18 protein-coding genes are annotated in these 21,104 nt (G+C 68.3%); 16 read left to right on the plus strand and 2 right to left on the minus strand.

What is annotated here, in order from left to right:
• Positions 1 to 210: 210 nt before the first annotated feature.
• The 5 genes from D1J63_RS00070 (at position 211) to D1J63_RS36995 (ending at position 6,104) form a co-directional block, all read left to right on the plus strand.
• Positions 211 to 981, plus strand: coding sequence for a TnsA-like heteromeric transposase endonuclease subunit (locus D1J63_RS00070; protein WP_241235485.1), 771 nt, complete (start codon positions 211 to 213; stop codon positions 979 to 981).
• Positions 978 to 3,122, plus strand: a complete 2,145-nt coding sequence (locus D1J63_RS00075; RefSeq protein WP_164712660.1) for a Mu transposase C-terminal domain-containing protein — start codon at positions 978 to 980, stop codon at positions 3,120 to 3,122. Before D1J63_RS00070 ends, D1J63_RS00075 begins: the two co-directional genes overlap by 4 nt.
• On the plus strand, positions 3,110 to 4,138 hold the full coding sequence (locus D1J63_RS00080; RefSeq protein WP_125627161.1) for a TniB family NTP-binding protein: 1,029 nt from the start codon (positions 3,110 to 3,112) through the stop codon (positions 4,136 to 4,138). Before D1J63_RS00075 ends, D1J63_RS00080 begins: the two co-directional genes overlap by 13 nt.
• A 329-nt stretch (positions 4,139 to 4,467) precedes the next feature.
• Positions 4,468 to 4,935, plus strand: coding sequence for a hypothetical protein (locus tag D1J63_RS36625; protein ID WP_164712661.1), 468 nt, complete (start codon positions 4,468 to 4,470; stop codon positions 4,933 to 4,935).
• A gap of 743 nt (positions 4,936 to 5,678) precedes the next feature.
• Positions 5,679 to 6,104: a hypothetical protein gene (locus D1J63_RS36995; protein ID WP_241235486.1), complete on the plus strand. Its 426-nt coding sequence runs from the start codon at positions 5,679 to 5,681 to the stop codon at positions 6,102 to 6,104.
• Between the two features lie 293 nt (positions 6,105 to 6,397).
• Here the strand turns inward: D1J63_RS36995 and D1J63_RS00090 are convergent, their stop codons facing one another.
• Complete coding sequence (locus tag D1J63_RS00090) at positions 6,398 to 7,099, minus strand: hypothetical protein (RefSeq protein ID WP_125627163.1); 702 nt, start codon at positions 7,097 to 7,099, stop codon at positions 6,398 to 6,400.
• Positions 7,100 to 7,568: 469 nt separating this feature from the next.
• Between D1J63_RS00090 and D1J63_RS00095 the strand changes: the two genes are divergently transcribed.
• The 8 genes from D1J63_RS00095 (at position 7,569) to D1J63_RS00130 (ending at position 15,075) form a co-directional block, all read left to right on the plus strand.
• Positions 7,569 to 8,440 (plus strand): IS5 family transposase gene (locus tag D1J63_RS00095; RefSeq protein ID WP_241235487.1). Its coding sequence is split into 2 segments (ribosomal slippage): positions 7,569 to 7,929 and positions 7,929 to 8,440, totalling 873 coding nucleotides; the frame shifts between segments, so codons are not numbered across the junction.
• Entirely contained in the window at positions 8,437 to 9,381 is a 945-nt protein-coding gene (locus D1J63_RS00100; RefSeq protein WP_125627164.1) for a hypothetical protein, read from the plus strand. The genes D1J63_RS00095 and D1J63_RS00100 overlap by 4 nt, the downstream gene beginning before the upstream one ends.
• Positions 9,382 to 9,924: 543 nt before the next feature.
• Complete coding sequence (locus tag D1J63_RS00105) at positions 9,925 to 10,947, plus strand: ABC-three component system protein (RefSeq protein WP_241235488.1); 1,023 nt, start codon at positions 9,925 to 9,927, stop codon at positions 10,945 to 10,947.
• A complete protein-coding gene (locus tag D1J63_RS00110; RefSeq protein WP_125627166.1) occupies positions 10,940 to 11,419 on the plus strand; it encodes a three component ABC system middle component in 480 nt (159 codons plus the stop codon). Before D1J63_RS00105 ends, D1J63_RS00110 begins: the two co-directional genes overlap by 8 nt.
• A gap of 4 nt (positions 11,420 to 11,423) precedes the next feature.
• On the plus strand, positions 11,424 to 13,388 hold the full coding sequence (locus tag D1J63_RS00115) for a DUF3732 domain-containing protein (protein WP_125627167.1): 1,965 nt from the start codon (positions 11,424 to 11,426) through the stop codon (positions 13,386 to 13,388).
• A gap of 71 nt (positions 13,389 to 13,459) precedes the next feature.
• Positions 13,460 to 13,708, plus strand: coding sequence for a hypothetical protein (locus tag D1J63_RS00120; RefSeq protein ID WP_125627168.1), 249 nt, complete (start codon positions 13,460 to 13,462; stop codon positions 13,706 to 13,708).
• Positions 13,705 to 14,682, plus strand: a complete 978-nt coding sequence (locus D1J63_RS00125; RefSeq protein ID WP_125627169.1) for a hypothetical protein — start codon at positions 13,705 to 13,707, stop codon at positions 14,680 to 14,682. Before D1J63_RS00120 ends, D1J63_RS00125 begins: the two co-directional genes overlap by 4 nt.
• A gap of 69 nt (positions 14,683 to 14,751) precedes the next feature.
• Entirely contained in the window at positions 14,752 to 15,075 is a 324-nt protein-coding gene (locus D1J63_RS00130; protein ID WP_125627170.1) for a hypothetical protein, read from the plus strand.
• 275 nt (positions 15,076 to 15,350) lie between these two features.
• On the opposite strand, the gene D1J63_RS00135 is transcribed toward D1J63_RS00130, so the two are convergent.
• Positions 15,351 to 15,791 carry a MarR family transcriptional regulator gene (locus D1J63_RS00135; RefSeq protein WP_125627171.1) on the minus strand — a complete coding sequence of 147 codons (441 nt, stop codon included), beginning with the start codon at positions 15,789 to 15,791 and terminating at the stop codon, positions 15,351 to 15,353.
• A gap of 1,500 nt (positions 15,792 to 17,291) precedes the next feature.
• Between D1J63_RS00135 and D1J63_RS00140 the strand changes: the two genes are divergently transcribed.
• The 3 genes from D1J63_RS00140 (at position 17,292) to D1J63_RS00150 (ending at position 20,844) form a co-directional block, all read left to right on the plus strand.
• On the plus strand, positions 17,292 to 17,927 hold the full coding sequence (locus D1J63_RS00140) for a PKD domain-containing protein (protein ID WP_125627172.1): 636 nt from the start codon (positions 17,292 to 17,294) through the stop codon (positions 17,925 to 17,927).
• A 443-nt stretch (positions 17,928 to 18,370) separates the two neighbouring features.
• The gene (locus D1J63_RS00145) at positions 18,371 to 20,089 is read left to right on the plus strand and encodes a histidine kinase (RefSeq protein WP_125627173.1); all 1,719 of its coding nucleotides are present in this window, start codon (positions 18,371 to 18,373) and stop codon (positions 20,087 to 20,089) included.
• A 92-nt stretch (positions 20,090 to 20,181) separates the two neighbouring features.
• Positions 20,182 to 20,844, plus strand: a complete 663-nt coding sequence (locus D1J63_RS00150) for a response regulator transcription factor (protein WP_125627174.1) — start codon at positions 20,182 to 20,184, stop codon at positions 20,842 to 20,844.
• Positions 20,845 to 21,104 lie beyond the last annotated feature (260 nt).

Genomic DNA, 21,104 nt, shown 5'->3' on the forward strand with positions numbered 1-21,104 from the left:
GGGATACCGGCTTGCCGGTGCGACGGACTAGCCCCGGCCGCCGTGATGGCGGGAGACCCGTCACTCGCGGCGATAAGGCCGCCTCGGGCGAGCTCCCTTTACCACAGGGACATCGAGAATGCGCGACCTTCGGGGAGGAGCGGTGCCCTTCAGCCGGTGAAGCTGCACTCTGGGCAGACACATTGAGCGAGCCTGCTTGGAGTTCGAAGGTTGGGCACACCAGACGCTGCGGAGGTTGCGCGCCGACGCCTGCTGGTCGACGCATCACTGATCGACGCCCGGTTCCTCGACGTGCGGGGCGTCCTGAGGCAAGTGCCGTGGCTCCAGGTCGCGGAGTGCGAGCTCGAACGGTGCGTGCCAGTGCGGCCCTTCCCGGTGCGTCCGGGGCGCAGGATCGCCCCGGGCTGGTGGTGGTCGGCCACCGACGAGCGCTTGGTGCACTACGGGTTCGGCGCGATGCGCACGCAGGTGATGCTGCTGGACTTCGACCGGTCGGTGACCGCACTGGCGTGCAGCCCGGTGGAGCTGGTGTGGCAGGGCCGGGGCGGGCGCCGGGTGGGCCACGTGCCGCACCTGTTGGCCCGCTTGTCCGATGGCAGCGCGGCCCTGGTGGACTGCGCGGGCCGGGGCGGGGTCAGCCGGCGCCTTGCGGGACGGGCGCGGGTGATGGAGGCGGCGGCCGCAACGGTGGGCTGGCACTACCGCATCGCCGGCCCGCCGGACCCGGTGCTCGCGGCCAATGTGCGGTGGCTGGCGGGCTTCAGGCACCCGCGGCATGCGGCGGGTGCCGACACTGACGCGGTGGCGGCGTGCTTCGAGCGGCCGCGGCCGCTGGTGGAGGCCGTGCGGGAGGTGGGCGATCCGCTGGCGGCGTGGCCTGCGGTGTTTAACGCGCTGTGGTCGGGTGTCTTGCGGGCGGACCTGGGAAGGCCGCTGCACGAGCAGACGGTGGCCCGGGTGGCGCGAGCAGGTGAGCGGTGACCCGGCGGGCCCGCGTGACGGTGGGCGGCCAGGTCGTCTTCCAGGCGCGGACGTGGACGGTGGCGGTGCTGGAAGGCCTGCGAGTGCAACTGGTCGACGCCGAGGGGGCGGTGGCGTCGGTCGCGTGGGCGCACCTGCTGGCCGACAAGCACTTCGAGGTCGTCGGGCAGGCCAAGCCCGGCGCCGTCGGGCCGTTGGGCATGCTGGACGCGCTCGAAAAGGAGGCCCGCGAGCGTGCGCTCCAGTGGGAGCGGCACGTGCGGGAGGTGGAGACGGGGTCTGCGGACGGCTCGGGGCAGGTCAGCGACTGCTACGACCCGGCCCGGCACAGCTTGGGCGAACGCGAGGCGGCCAAGGCGCGGGAGCTGACGGCCGGTGGCTCGCCGACGAGTGTGGCCACGGTGCGGCGGATGCGGGCCCGCTACCGTGCGCAGGGAGTATGGGGGCTGGTGGATCAGCGGGCCGCTCGCGGCTCGTCCCCGCTGGGCCGGGCGGACGAACGGGTGGTGGAGACCCTCCTGGAGGTGCTGAAGGAGAACGCCCCCCGTTCCACGGGGACGCTGTCGCGGCTGCGCCGGCAGGTGGGGTGGGCTCTGGATGAGAGGTACGGTCCTGGCGTGGTGGCCGTGCCGCCGGAGTCGACGTTCAATCGGCTGGCTCGGGCCGTTGCGCAGGGGCGGGGACTGCTGGGGACAGCGCTGCAGCGGCGTCACCGCTCCTCCCGGCCCGAGCCGCCGTTCACGCCGACTGTCGCGCTCCGCCCGGGCGAGCTCGTCATGATGGACAGCACGCCGCTGGATGTGATGGCGGTGCTGGACGACGGGGTGCTCGGCCGCGTGGAGTTGACGCTTGCCCTGGACTTGGCCACGCGCAGCATCGTGGCTGCCGTGCTGCGCCCTGCGGGGACCAGCGCGGTGGATGCGGCGCTGCTGCTGGCGGAGGCGGCCACCCCGATGGTCATGCGTTCTGGGTGGGATGAAGCGCTCGCGATGCGGGCGTCGGTGATCGCGTATGAGCGGCTGGTGTCCCTGGACGAGCGGCTGGCGCAGGCGGCTGCCCGGCCGGTGGTCATGCCGGAGACGGTCGTGGTGGATCAGGGGCGTGTGTTCGTGTCAACATCGTTCATCACCGCGTGCGGGTCGCTGGGCATCTCGGTGCAGCCTGTCCCGCCGGCCAACGGCCCGGCCAAGGGCGGGGTCGAGCGCACGTTCGCGTCGGTCAACACCGAGTTCTGCCAGTACGTGGCCGGCTACACCGGTTCGGATGTCACCCAGCGCGGCTCGCTTACGCAGGAGGAGGCGTGCTGGAGTCTGGCGCAGCTGCAGGACCTGCTGGACGAGTGGGTGGTGGCGGGCTGGCAGCACCGGCCGCATGAGGGGCTGCGGCATCCGTGGATGCCCAGGCGTGCTCTGACGCCGAACGAGATGTGGCAGGCGCTGATCGGAGTGTGCGGGTACGTCCCGGTTCCCTTTTCCATGAACGATTACATCGAGCTGATGCCGGTGCGGTGGCAGGCCATCACCGATAGCGGCATCCGCTTCGACTACCGCACCTACGACAGCCGGGCCCTCAACGACTACCGGGGGCAGCGCTCCCGGCACGCAGGGCAGGACGGCAAGTGGGAAGTGCACTACCACCCCTACGACCCGACCCGGATCTGGGTGCGGCTGCCGGACGGCTTCGTGGACGTGCCCTGGATCCACGCCACACAGGTCACACTGCCGTTCACCAGCTTCACTTGGAACCACATCCGCAAAACCGTCTCCCGTACAGGCACTCGGGACGAGCACGAGCTCGCTCTGGCCCGCGCGCTGGACGCCCTGCTCCGGCGTGCCTCCGCCGGGCAGGGAAGCCCCCGTGAACGGACCCTGGCAGCCCGCGCCTCGGCCGCCGTCCCCTTCCCCCGTCCTCCCGCCCCGGCCGCCGGGCAGGACGTACTGGCCACCCTCGCCCCGGCCGCTCACCTCACGGAGGCGGCCGAGGACTGGGACGAGGAGACCGATTGGCCGGACAAGGACGACGACCTGCTGGCCTGGCTCGACGAGGAAGCGCCTGCGCACCCCGCCGCACCGGCCGACCGCGCCCGCGGCGCGGGGATCATCAACGACGCACGCAAAGGACCCGACCAGTGGCCTCAGTAACGGCATTCGCCGACTTCGACAACGAGGACAGCGAGGAAGGGCCCTTCCTGCCGATCAGCATCTGGCAAGGCTGGAAGGACTTCGTGGGCACCCTTCGGCTGGAAGCCCCGCCGGCAGACGACCCGTCGTGGAACACACAGGACCTGGAGGACTACCACTCACGGTTCGTGGTGATGACCACCCCCTCGATGAAGAAGGTGTCGCTGCAGCTTCGGCGCCTGCTCGTACTCAACCGGCGCCAGCAGGGAACCGCGCGGCGCGGGCTGATCGTCTCCGGACCGCCCACGACCGGCAAGACCACCACGCTGATGGAGCTGGGTCGGATCTTCGAGCACACCGACCGGCGCCGCCACCCCTGCCTCAAAGACCGCCTCCCGGTGGCCTTCGTGTCCGTACCTCCATCCGCGACCCCGAAGATGCTGGTCAGCGAGTTCGCCCGGTTCCTCGGAATCCCCGTGCACGCCCGCATGAACCAGGCGCAGATCACCGACGCGGTCTGCCACGTCCTGGCTGAGAAGGCCACCCAACTGGTCTTCGTCGACGACGTCCACCTGCTCAACACGCGCACCCGCACTGGAGCGGAGACCGCCGACCAGATGAAACACCTGGGCGAACGCATCGCCGCCACCTTCGTCTATGCAGGTGTGGACGTAGAACACTCCCCCCTACTGACCGGGCCGCGCGGAGCACAGATCGCCGGACGGTTCACACTGCTGCGCCACACCGCCCTGCCCTACGGCACCGACGAACAGCGGCAGACGTGGCGGGACCTGGTCGGCGACATGGAAGTAGCCCTGCGGCTGCGCCACCACCGGCCCGGCACACTCGAGCGGCACGCGGAGTACCTCCACCGCCGCACCGCAGGGGTGATGGGCAGCCTCTCCCACCTGATCCGTGCTGCGGCCTTGGCCAGCATCGAGGACGGCTCGCAGAGGATCACGAAGAAGCTGCTGGCGGACGTCCATCTGGATGTCCGCGCCCAGGAGCGGCAGCGCCCCGGCGACCTCTCAGCCTGACGTGCAGCACAGCCGATGTCAGCGCAGCGGTGGGCCCGCTCGAGCGTGGTGCCTGTTCACCATCGGCAGGGACCCGTCAGGTGCGGCCCACTCCCCTGCCCCGTCGAAGGGACGGTCGCATCCGGGCCGTGTGACATGGGTTCCCGCCACGGGACCATCCAAGGGCCGACGGTGCCGGATGAGGCGACGGTTACCGCAGGCCGGTGGCGCCCTTGGACCAGGTAGCGCCAGCCCGCCTGGCCTAAGGCGGAAACGCTGCACGGCGGGCGGGGCTGTCGCCAGGCGGCTGCGTGTCGCTGTCGTCGCAAAGAATCGGGAGGTGAAGCCTGATGTCGTTGCCGCCACCGCCGGTCGGCGTCATGCAGGCCATGCCGCTGCAAGGCGAGATGACCGCCTCGCGGCGCAGCTACGGTCAGGCCTGCACTGACCTACTCCGCGCCGTGATGGGGCAGCGCTTTCCCGAACTGGGCAGCGTGCGCTGGGGCAACCACGCCCCGGGAAGCGAAGTGCTCGTCAACGGCCCAGCTATGGCCAGGCTGGCCGTCTTCCCCGGGCTGCCGCAGGTGCCGCACGACCGGCTTCCCGCCCTGCGGTCGCCCGACGGCTACCTGCCGCGCATCACACGCATCTACCTGGCATGGGGCGCGCCCAGACGTCCGTGGATCACCCCAGGCGCGCTCGGCCCCGCAACGCTGTGCGTCGTGAGGAGAGCTCGATCCAAGGCCACGCCTGCACCCGCTGGTGCGGCAGCCAGCCAGCGTCTTCCCCACAGCTCCTCGGAGACGGGAATCCTGTGAACAATTACCCGCCCCGCCACGCAGCAGGCGCTCCGGCCTGTGTCCGACTGGTGTCCCAGCCCGGGGCGCACGGTCGCACCCTGCGAGCCAGTGCCGCCGCCTTGGCACCGGTCCGCTGGGAGTCCACACTGTCCTACCTGACACGCCTGGCGGCAGCGCATCACTGGGAGTTGCCGGAGTTGCTCGCTCAACTGGGCATCCGGGTGGGGTACAGGGCACGGCTCCAGGCCGAAGGCGAGATCTACCTGTCGCCCGGCGCACAGGCGACGGTCGCTTCGTTGACAGGGATCCCCCAGCAGCGTCTGCGGCGACTGCTGCCCGCTTGGACGCACACACCACCTAATACGCGGTGGTCGGAGGAGTCCGCAGCCACGGCTATGCGCGTGCCGTTCCGGCTGACCGCCCAGGGCTGCCCACGATGTCTCGCGGCCCGCGTGCACGGCCTTCGGCCTGCCCTGTACCTGCCGTTTCACCACCTCCTGTGCCGCGCACACGGGGTGTGGTCGCTGGGAAAACACACTCTGGCAGGGCAGCCGGTGCCCTACGCCCACGCTGATGTGCGGGCGTTGGCGGAGGTAGCCGCCGCCAGCCGGGCGTACCGTCGGCTGCTGCGTCGGCACCCGGGCGACGCGGTGGCACGGGCATTCAGCCGGGCCTACTCGGCAGTCGGGTACTGGTGGCTCGATCACGGCAGCTCGGATGCTGTGTGGCGGGCGCGCGCCCAATCTTTGGCTCACGGCCCCGTGAACGCGGAGATGTGGAGAATCCTGGCGCAGGCGGTGCTCATGTACCCCGAGACGGTGAACCTAACGCGTCTGCTGATCCGGCACCACTACGGCGAACCCACACTGCCCGGGGAAGATCCCAGAGCGCGACAGAGGTTGTTCGAGGACAGCGTGCTGGCGCGATGTGCCCGACCGTGGCTGACCCGCCGCTATCTGATACGGAGCAGCAACATCATCTTCCTCAGCCCCGGTATGAGCGGTGGCCGCCGACCGTGCCGTCATCCGATCCACCAGCGGGTGCCACGCGATCTGGACGTGCCGGAACTGCAAGTCCTGGGCTATGAGGGCCGCCCCGCCAAGGGGGCTCATTCGGTGTTGTGGTCCGCCTATTCGCACCGCCTTGAGCAATGCCAGAACGAGCGTTCTCCATGGATGCGCCGATGACCCCGCACCGTGCGGGCCAGCCTCTCTTCCCGTGCGGACCCCCGAGGGCACGGGACATGTCAGCTCCCCCTCCTAGGCAGCAGCAGGACTGTTTTCCGCACCTGTGGCGGATCACTATGCCGCTGCTGCGGCCGGTGCTCGCGCCGCCGAAGGGCGCGCAGGTCCGCTCCGCCGCTCTCCTGGTTATTGCTCGTATTGAGGCTTCGATCACCAGTCCTCTGCCAGGCCAGACCGGCAGTGGCCTTGTGAGCGTTGGCTGTCCGACGTTGCTGGACAACTCGGGAGCCGCGTCGTCAGGTGGTTCCGCGTCCGCTCGGGTAGTGAGCCTCGCGGACCTGCGGGGCGTTTGCCGGCTGGTTAGACGCGGCCTTGAGGAAGTCGTCCAGGGCGGTGGTGCCGAGGTTGAGGACGAAGACTCCGTTGCGGTAGTGCCTAAACCCGATCCGTTCCCACGCCTTGAGACGTGCAGTGATAGCCACGGGCTGGCCTTCCTCGTCGTCCGGATCGTCGGGGCTGGCGGTGAAGGAGGCGGGGTGGTAGGCGATGCCCCGGCAGCCCGGCCTGAGGGTGCGGATCGCCCGCGCTGCCAGGACAGGGCCCAGGCCGTGCTTCTGCCAGAAGGGCTGCACTTGGGCACGGGTGAGGAACAGCAGCGCTGGCTCGATCGGCTCGGTGAACTTGTCGAGGTCGTCGCGCAGGTCGTCGGTTGCCGGGTCGATCACGGCTCGGGCCATCGCGCTGAGGGAGGCACTGTGCCCGTCAAGAACGCCGAGCAGGTCGTCTGTCTCGAACGGCTCGACACGAGCGAACTCGAAGCTGGCGACATGCTCGACAGTCGCCCCGCTTTCCCGGTTCCAAATGTCAGCGGACACGTACCAGAGGTCCGGTGCGCCGTGCCCATCTTCGAACGCGTCCGCGTGGTGGGTGTGGGTGAGCCTGAGCCTGCTCAGCGCAGCCGGCAACGGTTGGGCGGACGGCTCGGCAGTGGATGCCATCGGATTCACAAGGCTCCTGGTGTGCTGGATCAGTGGGCGCTCGGTCACCCGGCCCGCAGCACGGGCGGCTGCCTGGCAGACAAGACTGCCAGGGCAGTATCGCCACCGGGCAGACCGGCGTGGGCCGATACGGTCACACGCACCCGCTACCTAAGCGGCGCGTCCGCCGCTCAGCGAGCGAGAGGGTGCCCCAGCCCTAGGCCACAGTCCGCAGCGCCCTCAACGGTACGCACATCCCTTCGAAGGAGCTCACGTGATCCTCTCCGAGGACATATCGCCTTCCCCGAGCGTGGTGCGCATCTGTCCCTTCCGGGGCGAGACGACCTGGTCCTTTCTCACTCGGCTGGCCGAGGCCCATCGGCTCAAACCGGCTCTCTTGCTGAAGTCCTTGGGTGTTGAGCACTCAGCTGTCCCACGCACCGGACAGACCCGGGAAGTCTCGCTGTCGGCCGGAGCTAGGCAGTTTCGTTTGGATCAGTCGGTCGTTGGTTCGGGTGTGCCGTTGACTGATGCGCAGTGGGCGCGGATTGAGCCGTTGCTCCCGGACCGGACGCCGAGGCGAGGTGGTCGCTGGCGAGACCATCGAGAGGTGATCGACGCGATCGCCTACAAGTTCCAGACCGGCACGCAGTGGGTTCACCTGCCGGAGAAGTACGGCAACTGGCGAGGGGTCTACAACCGGCTGCGGATGTGGGCCGTCGACGGCACCTGGGAGCGAGTCTTCACCGCCCTGGTCGCCCAGGCAGACGCGGACGAGGACCTCAACTGGGCCGTCTCGGTCGACTCCACCATCGTGCGGGCCCACCAGCACGCGGCCGGAGCCCGCAAAAGGGGGCCCCGGCCGGCGAGCCGACCGACCATGCCATCGGCCGGTCCCGCGGCGGACTGACCACGAAGATCCACCTCGCTGCCGACGCCCGCTGCCGGCCCCTGGCGTTCGTTCTCACCGCAGGCCAGGCCGGTGACGCACCCGCGTTCACCGACGTCATGGCCCGCCTGCGCGTTCCCCGCCGACGAGGACGACCCCGCACCAGGCCGGACCTGGTCCTGGCCGACAAGGCGTACTCCTCCCGCGCGATCCGCGAGCACCTGCGCAAGCGCGGCATCCGGGCAGTGATCCCCGTCCCCGCAGACCAGCGCGCACACCGGCTACGTCGGGGCAGCCGGGGCGGCAGGCCACCGGCCTTCGACCGCGAGACCTACAAGCAGCGCAACACCGTCGAGCGGTGCATCAACCGCCTGAAGCAGTGGCGTGGTATCGCCACCCGCTACGAAAAGACCGCCACCATCTACCTGGCCGGACTCCACATCGCGGGCATCTTCCTCTGGTCCGCCCGGTGATCCAAACGAAACTGCCTAAGTGGGCGATCGTCACCATGTGCGGCATACCTCATGAAAAGCTCACCGAGGCACTGCCCACGTGGCGGGAGGGAGAGCGGCCGCAGCGCAAAGGGCCCCGGCACGCCACGTTCCGGATTCCCTCCCACCTTCCATCGGCGCGCTGCTCCAGGTGTGTCGCCGGCCGTCAGGCCGGCAGCAAAGTCACCGCCTACGGCACATACTTCAGCCTGCTGTGCCCCAAACACCGCCGGTGGATGCTCGGCCCGCAGAGCGCCGACGGTACCGTCCTCGACTTCCAGCACGCCGACGTCAGCAACGCCCCTGAAGTCTTCGCCGCGTTCCGGCATTATCGGCCCAGCCGCGGATCCTATTCCGCCTACTGGCGCTACGCATCGGATTCACCGGTCAACTGTGCCTACACAGCGGTGAAGTACTGGTGGCTGGAACACCGGACCAGCGACGCTGTGTGGCGGGAGCGGGCCCGCCGGCTCACGCCTGCCGGAATCGACAGTGAGCTATGGGCTGTGGCGGCCAGGGAACCGATCACGTTCCCCGAGACTATCCGCGTCGCCAACATCATCCAGCGCTACCGGCAACGACTGCACCCCCTACGGCACCATCCGAACTGGGAACGCAGGCTCGCAGCAGCGGAAACTGCACTCCGTCGCGACGTGGTGGACGCGCTTAGCCGGCCCTGGCTCACCCCGGCCGCCATGTCCCGGCTGGATCTGCTGAAGCGCTCCTACCAGCCGCTATTCCAGCGCGAGTGCACGAATTCACGTCACAAACGGGCCTCGGAGATCAGACCGACGGAGCTCACTGCGGTCGGTCTTGAGCCGATTGCCAGCGACGCCGCGGTAGCGCGGATGTGGAGCGGCTACTCTCACCTGCACTACCCCTGCGGCACCGACGACGTGCCCCTGCGCCCGAGAATTTTGTGACGGTGCAGATCCTGCCCACTGCCCGATGCCTGCCCATGTGTGAGAGTTGGTGCGCGCGGAGCGCAGTGGTGCCCTGCCTCCCACCGCCCGAAGCTGGAAACCATCGCCCCTGGTGAACCCACCCTGGCCCTACCACTGGCACTGCATGTACCACCAAGCCCAGTCCTGCCACTGCACCGGCCGCCCTACCCGCCACGGATCACCTCATGGATCCAGGTCAACGCCGCGACTGGCCAAGCCAGGCCCGCATCCCCAGCATGCATCTCCTCCCCACTATGGGCATCCACCCGGGATAGAGCCGACAACATCGCCGCCGTCATACTTGTGTTCGATTATTGTGATGTCCTGGACGGGCAACATCAGAATCGGGAGACTGTGGGCATGGCGTCCTCCGCGCATGAGGCATCTGCGTCAGCCCTGGGCTATATCTTCCAGGCGCAGCTCGCCCTCCTTGAGCTGCTACGGGGACAAGAGGATCGCCCGGACGGGGCGATCAGCCTGGAGCTCCACGACGATGTCGCGTGGGAAGAAGACGGTCGGCCCTTGGAACTCCTGCAGGTCAAGCACCACATCCGCAGTGTGCGGTCGCTCGGAGACAAGGACGATGACGTGTGGCGGACTATCCAGTCCTGGATGGACACCCACGCCCCTGGCGACGAGTACGGCCCCATGCTGACCCTGGTCACCACGCAGGAGGCCAGGCCGGGCACGGCTATGGCCGCGCTCAAGGCGCCCAATCCCGCACCCGCACAGGCCCTTGACCTACTCATCGCCGCCGCGCAGGAGTCGGAGGCCAGGGGAACGAAGGACGCACGAGCAGCTTTTCTGGCACTTCAGCCGGCGCAGCGTGCCGTCTTCGTACAGCGGATGAGGGTCATCGACGGTTCGCCGTCCATTGACGACCTCGACGCGCAGGTACGGGTGAAGCTCAGGGCCGCGCTCCCCGACGGGCACGCCGACTCCTTCATGCGGCAGCTGTGGGCGTGGTGGTACGAGCAGACCGTGGACATGCTGCAGAAGCGGCACACCAGCGTCTCCGTGACCCGGCTGATGCAGCGCATCAGCCGCATCCGCGACGACTACACCTCCGACAGACTGCCCACCCTGGTGGACCGTGAGGACTTTCCGCAGGAGGCCGAGACCGAGCTGGCCGATGCCTGCTTCGTCCACCAGTTGCGCTGGGTGGGCGCCGGCCGCCAGTTGAACAAGGCGATGGTGGACTACTACCGCGCCTACACCCAGACCGTGGCCTGGCTCGAAGACGACCTGGTGGACCTCGACGAGCTGGCACGGTTCGAGGACAACCTCGCCGACGAGTGGCAGCGGGAGTTCGACTGGATGCTTGACGACCTGGGTGAAGATGCCACCGACCGGGAGCAGGAACAGGCCGGCAAGGCGCTGCTACGCAAAACCCTGGACCAGACCCGGTACCGAATCCGTGAAGCGTACGACGAGGCGTTCTTCTCTCGGGGCAAGCACCACGAGCTGGCCGACCGCGGACGGGTCGGATGGCACCCCGACTTCGAGGCACGGGTGAAGAATCTGATCAGGGCCGCCCGTGCCTAGCTGGACACAGCGGCCGCAAGCCAGCGCCGCCTTCCTCAACCCTGCTCTCGTCGCGGCCGTCGCCGCCACTGCGGCACGCGATTATGAGCGGGAGGCCTCCGGCAGGCTGATGCCGTGGCCGATGGCCTTCGTCGTGGCCCCGCTGGTCCTGCACCGGCCCACGCGGCAAGCGCTGCCCACCTCGACGCGCACCCATCTCACGAACTGGGTGACGGACCACCCGGCACTCGTCGCAGGCCTTGCCGCGCGCAGCACCTCACTCGCGCCCTCCGTACGGGAAGGCCTGCGCTTCGGGCTGCGCCATCAGATGCTCACCATCGAGCAGGGGTCCCTCAGGGGCAGGATTCCGTCGACGTCCCGCATCGAGGGCGAACTTGCCGATCTGATCAAGGCCGCATCGTTGATAGGCCGCTGGACTGCCAAGTCCGACAACCCTTCCACCATCTTTGCGCTGCTGGGCGTGAGACCCTGAGCCGGTGCAGATCCGGTCGATCATCCTCTACAGCAAGAGCGGCGAAAAGCGCGTCCTGGACTTCCGGCTCGGTGAGCTCAACATCGTCACCGGCACCTCCCAGACAGGCAAGAGCGCGCTGCTCGACATCGTCGACTTCTGCCTCGGCAGGGACGAGGCCACGCTCCCGATCAGCCCGATCTTCAACACCGTCGCGTGGTATGCAGTCATCCTGCAACTGCCCGACACACGCATCCTCGCCGCACGGCCGGCGCCTCGCCCCGGCGCCAAATCCGTCACCAACGCCATGCTCGAAGTCGGCAACGACCTCGGTATCCCGGAACTGCCCGACCTCCGCGTCAACACCGACTCCACACAGCTGCGCCAGCAGCTCGGACGCCGGATCGGCATCGGAGATACCCGCAGCGAACCAGCGCCGGGAAGCCTGCTCTCCCCGCTCAGCGCCAACCTCGGCCACGCCGTCCTGCTCTGTCTCCAGAACCAGGACGAAGTCGCTTCCAAACGCGCCCTGTTCCACCGGCAGAACGAGCGCGGCATCCCCGAGAGCCTCAAGGCCACGATCCCCTACTTCCTCGGTGCGGTCCCCGAAGACCAGGCCACGCTCCAGCAGCAGCTCACCCAAGCCAAACGAGCCCTCCGCCGTGCCGAGAACGACCTCAAAGCCGCCCAGGAAGCAAACCAAGGCATCGAGGCCCGCCTTGAGTCCCTTCTCAGCGAAGCCCGCGTCCACGGCCTGCTCCCCGACAACAGCGTCGACACCTCCGACAGAGCAGCCGTCATCGAGGCCCTGCAACAGGCTGCCTCCTTCCGGCCCACCCCCGACAACGCAGACGAGGAACAGCGGCGGCAGGAACTCCTCCTCACCGAACAGTCATCCGCTCTCCGACGGCAGCTGCGCTCCCTCGCAGAAGAACGCCAACTCCTAAACGACCTGGAGACACAGGCCGCCGGCTACACCGGCGCCGTCGCCCGCGGCATGTCACGTCTGTCGGCGCTCAGCCTCGTACCCGACCACTTTTCCGGCGAACACAGCTGCCCTCTGTGCGGAAACGAGCTCACCGAGCCCGACCCCACCGTCGCCGATATGCACACCACCCTCGCAGACCTCCGAGGGCAGCTCGACAGCGTCCAAACCGTCCAGCCCCGCCGTGAGCAGGCCCTCCGCGAGATCGAGCAGACGGCGACGCGTCTACGCGAACATCTCCGCGGCATCGAAGGCGCCCTGAGCATCATCGCCGAGCAGCGCAACCAGCAGGCCGGTCTCCTTGGACAGGCCGAAGCCCAGGCCTACACCCGCGGCAGGATCAGCGCCTACCTGGGCCAGATCAGCGCCGCCTCCGACAGCGGACACCTCCAGCGCCTGGAGTCAGACGTCGCCGTCGCCCAGCGGCTCGTCCAAGGCCTCGAAGAGCAGCTCGACACCGAGACCCTCGACGACAGACTCACCCACGGCCTCAGCTACCTCAGCGGCAAGATGACCAGCCACGCCCGAACCCTGAGACTCGAACACGGCGACCGCCTGGTCCGTCTGGACCTCAAAAATCTCACCGTCGTCGCCGACACCGACGAAGGCATCACCGAACTGCTCCGCATCGGCAGCGGCAAGAACCACGTCGGCTACCACGTGGCCACGCATCTCGCCCTCCACCAGTACTTCGTCACCAACAGCCGGCCCGTACCCCGCTTCCTCATGCTCGACCAACCCACCCAGCCCTACTACCCCTCCGACATGGCCAAACAGCGCGGACGCCTGGAGGACATCACCCTGGACGAAGACCGCGTGACCGTCACCCGCCTCTTCGAACTCATGCACCAGGTCGTCAGGGACCTGTCCCCGAACTTCCAGATGATCGTCAGCGACCACGCGGACCTGCCCCACGACTGGTACCAGGACTCCATCCGCTACAACTGGCGCAACGGCGACAAACTCATCCCCACCACCTGGCTCGACGACAACCCCACTCCGTAGCCAGGCACCCTCGGCACTCTCCACCGTCGATCCGCCCGGGCAGAACCGACAACAGCGGCACTGTCAGACCCGTGCGGAACAATGCCTTCATGGGCGAATCCCTCGCGACGCAGTTCCTCAGCGCGGACCTCGAGACGGCCTGCCCCAGCTGCCGCTACCTGATGTGGATCCGCTACTCGGAGGTCGTAGCTCAGACAGCCGTGATCTGTCCCTGCTGCTACGCCCAGATCTGGCTGGTCGACGAGACCGGCAGCGCGCAGAACGCGGGCGACGTCGTCCAGCAACAGATCTCCCAAGCTCTGAAAGGCCTCTTCCGGTGAAGTACCAGCAGCGCCTCCAGGTCGCCGTGCGCGAACGCCTGCGCAAACTCATGACCACGCCCTTCTCCAGCGCCGGCCACGAAGTCCACCTCGCCGTCACCTGGATCAAGAATCAGCCAGCCCTCAGAGGACTCCTCGAAGAGGCAGCCCGGAAGGAGCCGGACCTGGACCGGGAGAAGTTCCAGACCGGCTTGTCCCGTAGCGGGCGGTTCTTCTGGCCAAGCCGGACCGAGGAAGGGCGGGCCTCGCTCGTCTGGGAGCTGATGCAGGACATCGCCAAGGCGGAAGCAGAGGACCCAGAAGCCGGCTGGCGCGTCGCGAGCGACTACAGCCCCAAGAGCAGCCTCCAGGACAGCTGGCGGGAGTTCGCCGAGGACGTCCTGCAGCCCCTGTTCGACTTCCTCAGCGAACGCGTCGGCGCCGAAAGCAGCATCCTTCACACCCTCGAGCGCTACCGCACCCGCATCGAATGGTTCGACCGCGAAGAGCTGTACACCCGCTTCGAAGCCGACCGCGCCAACGGCGAGGAGGTCTACAACCTCGACCTGCAGCGCTTCCTCTTCCTCGAAGGCGACCACATCACCCACGCCAAGCCCCGCTCAGCCTCCGGCGAAGCCGACCTCATCGGCGACCTCGACGGCCGCGACCCCCTCGTCTGCGACGGCAAGATCTTCGACGGCAAAAGCCGCGGCAAGAGCTACCTCGTCAAAGGCATGCACCAGGTCGTCAAGTACGCCCACGATTACGGGCAACACACGGCCTACCTCGTCATCTACAACATCAGCGACAAGCTCCTCGAGTTGCCGACCGACGGCACCCCCGGAGCCTGGCCCCCATACACCGAACTCTCCGGCGTCCGCGTCTACTTCATCCACGTCCGCGTTCTGCCACCCACCACCACCGCCAGCAAAGCCGGCAAAGCCACCCGCGTCACCCTCACCCGAGACGACCTCACCAACCCCGACGCCTCCTGACGCCCGAGTGAGCAGGTACTTTCGGCAGGATCCATACCTCAAGGCGCCTGCCACCCAATAGGGAGCACTGTGAACAGCCGGGACCGCATCCCGTACTTCCGCTGGCAGCGCCACTTCCCGCGCCTCATACAGGACCGGAGCGCGGGCCTGATGATGGCCGGGGCGGCGGTCATCGCCCTGTCGTTCAGCGTCATCGGCGGTCTCTCTGAGCTGTCCGGACCCTCATCAGATCCGTGCCAGCGGGCACGCGACATCGCCGACGAAGCCCGCCCCGCTGACGGAAAAGTGGACTCCGGCATTGAACGCGAGCAGGCCATCGAACCAGCACGTGAATGGCTCGACGCTGCCACGGAATGCCAAAAGGCCAGCGGCGACCCAGGACCGGGGTTCTAGCCACCACACCGCAGAGCATCCCGCGCCACCCCAATGGCACCTCAAATAGCGACCCAGGAAAACTGCACTACGCTCGATCAACCTGCACACAGCGCATAAGCGCAGGTCAGACAGCTACTTCCGCGCTCATCCCCGCACGCCGAGGACCCCGCCCACCAGGAAGACCACCCACAAAACTGAGAAACCCCAGCTCGTAGCCACAGAAGCCACGCAGAACGACTGGGCGACGACACCTGCCCGCGAGCCCCAGCCGCTGTACGGAGCAGTGGACCGGGTCAGGGAGAGCTGGGTGACTCGATCCGGGACACGAGCTCTTCCAGCAATTCATGGAGCCGTGCCCGCTCCGCGGCACCGAGCGGCGCGAGGATCGACTCCTCGACGCCGTCCATGGCCTCTTCGAATCCTTGGATCAGCCCGGAGCCCGCCGGAGTGACACGCACCCGGCGGCTGCGTGTGTCACTCTCCTGCGCCTGACGCTCCACGAGTCCGCGCCGCTCGAGTCCGGCGAGGAGTCGCGAGACGCTCGGCGCACTGGTGCGCATGGCCCGCGCGACGTCACGCTGAATGGCGTCCGGGTTCTTCGAGAGGTATGCCAACACGGCACTCTGCTCGTGCGTGAGACCGCGTTCCCGTATCCACTCTTCAGCGACGCGCCGCTGCCCCCACACGACCCACCGCATCAGCTCCAGCGTGCTCTCTCTGCTCGATCCATTCATAGTTAGCACGCTAACTGTTGCCAGGTTAACTATCAAGCCTTTGGGCTTTGTCTCACTACGTGGACAAACGCTGCCGCGCCGGACCTCCGCGCGCTGAACCCGTCCGCCACCGCTACGGCCGCAGCGGCGGTTCCACGCCGGTGACGCGGAGCGCACCTACTGCTGCCCGGGCCGGAACTTGTTGCTGGCCCAAGCCCAGAACCGGGAGGCCGCAGTCCGACTTCCGTGGATGTCACCGACCGCGAGCACACGGACAGGCAATGACCGACGTATGTGTCGTCCACGGCCCGGTCACCTGGTCGATGGGCGGGCAAGGGCGGCCCCGCCCGGTTCGCGACGCAGCCCTTCCAGCACGACTCCCGTGTGGCGTTGGCCAGCCACTGGCCGTCCGCCCAGCGCGTCGAGTTGCCGAGGCGCGAAGCGCTCACTCCGAGTGGGCGTATCCGGTGAAGGCCTCTCCCTCGGCGGCGCGGGGGTGGCGGCTTCAGTGGCCGAACGCTTCGATCCACGGGTCACCTCATTCCAAAGGGAAGTTCATGCCGACGCAAAGACGAACACTGCGGACACTGGTCACGCTTTGCGTGGCATCAGGACTGCTGGCGTTACCCGCCGGCCTGGCCCATCGGCGCACGCGGCAACTTCGTCCGATGTCGTGCGCAATGAGGACGGTCAGTTCCTGGCGAAGGCGGAGTTCAACTCGGGGCTGCACTACTACCACCACAACGGCAAGCCCGGTCCCGGAGTGAACTCCTTTCGGGTTCTGGACCGTTGTGGGGACGGGCTGACCCCCAAAGTCACCTGGACGGAGAACACGAGGACCCGCGTCGCGACACTGACGGACGAGTGCCTGCTGCCCGGTTTCCCCTATCGCACCCACACGGTGAAGACCGGCTACGCCCCCGAGATCATGGAGGAGACGACCTGGTACGTGTCCCTGTTGGACGCGATGGGACGAGCTCCTGGAAACGCACACCGCTGCCCCCGGGCATCACCGCAGACCAGAACGAGTCGATGCTCAAGCAACTGGCCTGCCATCTGCTGTACGCCATACCGGGGCAGACAGGCGGCCCCACGTGGGATCTGGAGGCCGAGCACCCGAACATCCCGTGGGAGGAGGTGCTCGACCCGAGCAAGGTCCTGGACCACGAATGCAACTGGGGCTTCACCGGGGACCGATTGCCCACCATCCCTCCCGTGAACGGCGACCCTGACGACGCATCCCCGATGATCCACGCCGGACCTGACACCGCCGGGGACGAGGGCTCACAGGTACGGCCCGACGGGCCTCCGACGACGGCGGCCGTCCGGAAACCGAGTGGTCCTACACCGCGGGCGACGATGCGGACGCGGGAACCACCTGCGCCTTCACGGACACGTCGAGCGCGGACACCGGGTTCCTGCACCGACGACGGCACGTTCACCGTCACACTGACCGCTGACGACGGCGTGAACCCTCCCGTCAGCGACAGTGCGCAGGTCACCGTGAAGAACGTCGCCCCCGTGATCAAAGTGACTGGCCCGGAGGACTGGTCGGTGCACCGGGTGAAGAACGAGGCGTCGGTCCGGGCGACGTTCACCGATCCCGGCTCCAACGACACCCACACGTGCAAGGTCACCTGGGACAACGGGCAGATGTCCACCTCCAGCGCGACAGACGGTGCCTGCGAAGCCGGGCACCGCTTCAACCATGCCGGAACGAGAACGATCAAGGTGGAGGCAGCGGACGACGACAACGGCTCTGACAACGGACAGACCATGGCCGTTGCCCACGACCCCAGGGCCGGGCTGCTGACCGGACTCGGCACTGTCGACGGCAGCGCCTTCACTGTGGCCGGCAAGTACCCGTCCGCAGGTTCCACCGTGCCGGCGAGGACCGCCGTACCGAGCGTTCCCACGCAGGACGGACGCCTGAAAGTCGTGCCCACGAAGCTGGAGTGGCTGATGATCACGCCGGACGGCAAGGCCGCAGTGAAGGGCGAGTCCGCCCGCCACAGCTTCCTCGGCTACGCGGAGGCAGGCAAGTTCCAGGGGGTGGTCTGGCCCCTCTCCGCGGGAAACGTCCCGCCTGAGCAGCCGTTGTACGACACCAGCCCGGGAGCGAGCTGGGACATCGACCGGGCCGAACCAAAAGGGTGACGGCGGGAGCAATGATCATCGACTCGCGTTGGATTCCAGGGCTTCCGCAACTGCCGTGCACCGGCGGCCTGCTGGACGACACGCTGCGAACCCCGCCGCGAACCTGACTCGACGTGAACCGCTGACAACCACTGAGTCCGCGGACGAGGATGGCTCATACTCGCCGTCCACTGGACCGCCCTCGTCCCCCGGAGCAAGGCCGCCAGTCAACCCGCACTGTCCACTGTTCCGCTCCCGAAGCCGTCGTTCCCTACGCTGCCGCTGTGTACGTCCGGCGGAGCCATCGTCACCGGGCCGCCCGCCCTGCGACAGTCTCCGTAAGTCGTCACCCTTAACGACCAAAGGGAACGGGACTCCCAGGGGCGCGGGGTCCACTTTCGTCGCGCGGAACCGCACCGAAGGGAGGATGCGGGCGTCCCGGGGCGGCCTTCTATCGTCTGCACGTGGATGCTGCAGAAACTCCCCGCACCGGACCGTCGTTCCGCCTCCGTCTCGCCGTCGCCTCCCCATGGCCCCGACGGCGGATCGTCGGCGAGGCCGTACTCACCCCCGTACTCTCCGGGATCGCGGGCATCCTCGGCACGACAGAGACCGGCTCCCTGGTGCAGGGCGGGGCACTGGCTCTGTTCGTCGCCGCACTGTCCCTGGCCCGTCGTGCCCTGCCGGCCTCGGTACTGCTGGCCGCGTCGGCCCTGGCAGGCACCTTTCTCGGTACGCTCGCCCTGCTGGTCTGCGCCGGCTGGTCCGCCGGCAGCCGTATCGACCGTCCGGCGCGAGCACTGGCAGCCTTCACGGCAGGTTTCGTCCTCCACCTTGCCGTCGGCGTGGCCACCGCACCGGATGAAGACCTCGGACTGTCGGCTCCGGCGACCGTCGTACTGGCCGGGGCTCCATTCCTGGTCCTGGCGGTGACGCCCGGTTTCGCCGCCCGGTACCGCGCCCAGCGGCACGCCCTGCTGGACGCCCTGCGGCGACACAACACCCAACTGGTGCGCGAGCAGGCAATGGTGGCGCGCCAGGCCCGGCTGCTGGAGCGGCAGCGCATCGCCCAGGACATGCACGACAGCCTTGGCCACCAGCTTGCCCTGATCGCCGTGCACACCGGGGCGCTGGAGGTGGACCCAGAGCTCAACAGCCGCCAACGGGAAGCTGTGGGCGTCCTCCGAGAGGCATCCAGATCGGCGATGCGGGAGCTGCGCGAAGCCGTGGGCATCCTGCGGAACGACTCGGAGACGTCCGGGCCCGGTCCGGAGGGAGCCGGGTCCCTCTCGAACCGCGCCCCGGCCTCCGTCGACGAGCTGGTCGCCTCCTCGCGGACTGCGGGCACGACAGTGGAACTGCAGCGCTCCGGCACCCAGCGGCCCCTCAGCCCCGCTGTCGACCGAGCGGCGTACCGCATCGCGCAGGAGGGGCTGACCAATGCACACAAGCACGCGCCGGGCGCCCCGATCACGGTCGCACTGCGCTACGAACCGGACAGCCTCGTAGTCGAGGTGGCAAACGGCCCAGTACCGGCCGGGGCTCCGGCCGCACCCCCCGCGATCAGCGGCGGACAGGGACTGACGGGCCTGCGGGAGCGCGCCCGACTCGTCGGCGGCATGGTGCACACCGGCCTCATCCCCGGCGGGGGCTTCCGTCTCGCCGGTGTGCTGCCGTACGCCGGCGGCGAACGGCAGCCCTCTTCGGACGGCGCGACTTCGGTCGCTGCGGACGACGACTTCCGAGGGCAGATCGGCGGGGCCTCGGCGAGCGATGGTGGGGGCGTCCTCGAACGCGATGTACCGCACAAGGAGTTCACCACCATCATGAGCAGAAAGAAGAACGCCGCCCTGGGATGCGCCGCCACCGCCGTGGTCCTCGCCGTGGGCGTCGGCGCCCTTTTGGTGTGGGGGGTGTCGAAACTGATCGACGAGGTGGAGAAGGGGGTCATACCGGCGAGCGTGTACGAGTCGGCCCGAGTCGGCGAGGCCGAAGCGGACCTGCGCGGGAAGTTCCCCGAAGGCGGCTCATTGCTCACCGAGGGTGTGGAGAAGCAGGGGCCTCCGCTGCCCGACGACGCGGCCTGCGAACACTTCGTGGACGACGACAAGGACATCGTCTACCGATTCTGCTTCCGCGACGGGAAGCTCGCCTCCAAGGTGTCCTACACGTACAGCCCCTGACCGGAGGTCTGTGACCGCGCTCCCGGCCGGATCGGGCATGATGAGCTGGCCTGTTGTCCGCCTGTCACAACCAATCCCGCGCAGGAGACCGCATGATCCGGGTCCTCATCGCCGACGACGAGCCGCTCATCAGAGCAGGCATCAGAATGATCCTCACCTCCGCCGAGGACATCGAGGTCGTCGCCGAGGCACGGGACGGCCGGGAGGCGGTGGACACCGCCCGGAGCACCGCGGTCGACGTGGCCCTGCTGGACATCCAGATGCCCGTGATGGACGGGCTGACCGCGCTGGCCGAACTGGGCCGTGCCGCGCCGGGCGTACGGGTACTGATGCTGACGACGTTCGGGGAACGCGACAACGTCCTGCGGGCGGTCGGTCACGGCAGCGCGGGCTTCCTGCTGAAGGACACCGCCCCGCAAGAGCTGATCCACGCAGTCCGCTCGGCGGCGGCCGGCGACGCCTACTTGTCCCCGGCCGCCACCCGCCACGTGGTGGACACCCTCGCCTCCCCCGCCGCCACCGTGCGCGGCGAGGAGGCGCGCCGCCGCCTGGCCGGGCTGACCGATCGCGAACGCCAAGTGCTGGCCCTGCTCGGCGAAGGACTGTCCAACGCGGACGCCGGCGCCCGCCTGCATATGAGCGAGGCGACGGTGAAGACCTACGTCAGCCGCATCCTGACCAAGCTCGACTGCGACAACCGGGTCCAAGCGGCGCTCCTGGCTCGCGACGCGGGCCTGGAGCCGTGCGTAGAGTGAACCTCAGTGCTCCGGCAGACCGTACGTGGAACGGATCTCCGAACTCCCTTCACGGATGGGCCCCGTGAGCCGGACTGCACGTTGATCTTGTGGGGTTCAGGACCGCCTTGTGAGCTCGCGGCGCCTCGAGGCTGCCGATGTCGAGACACGTCGGCTTGCCGGCCGGTAGTGTCTGCATGTGCGTTGATCTTCCGGGCGGCGGCTGAGTCCCGCCGCAGACGGTGAGCGGCCCGATGCGTTCGGGGACCGCGTGGCTGGCA

The sequence above is a fragment of the Streptomyces sp. KPB2 genome, from assembly GCF_003950055.1.
Classification (GTDB): domain Bacteria; phylum Actinomycetota; class Actinomycetes; order Streptomycetales; family Streptomycetaceae; genus Streptomyces; species Streptomyces salinarius.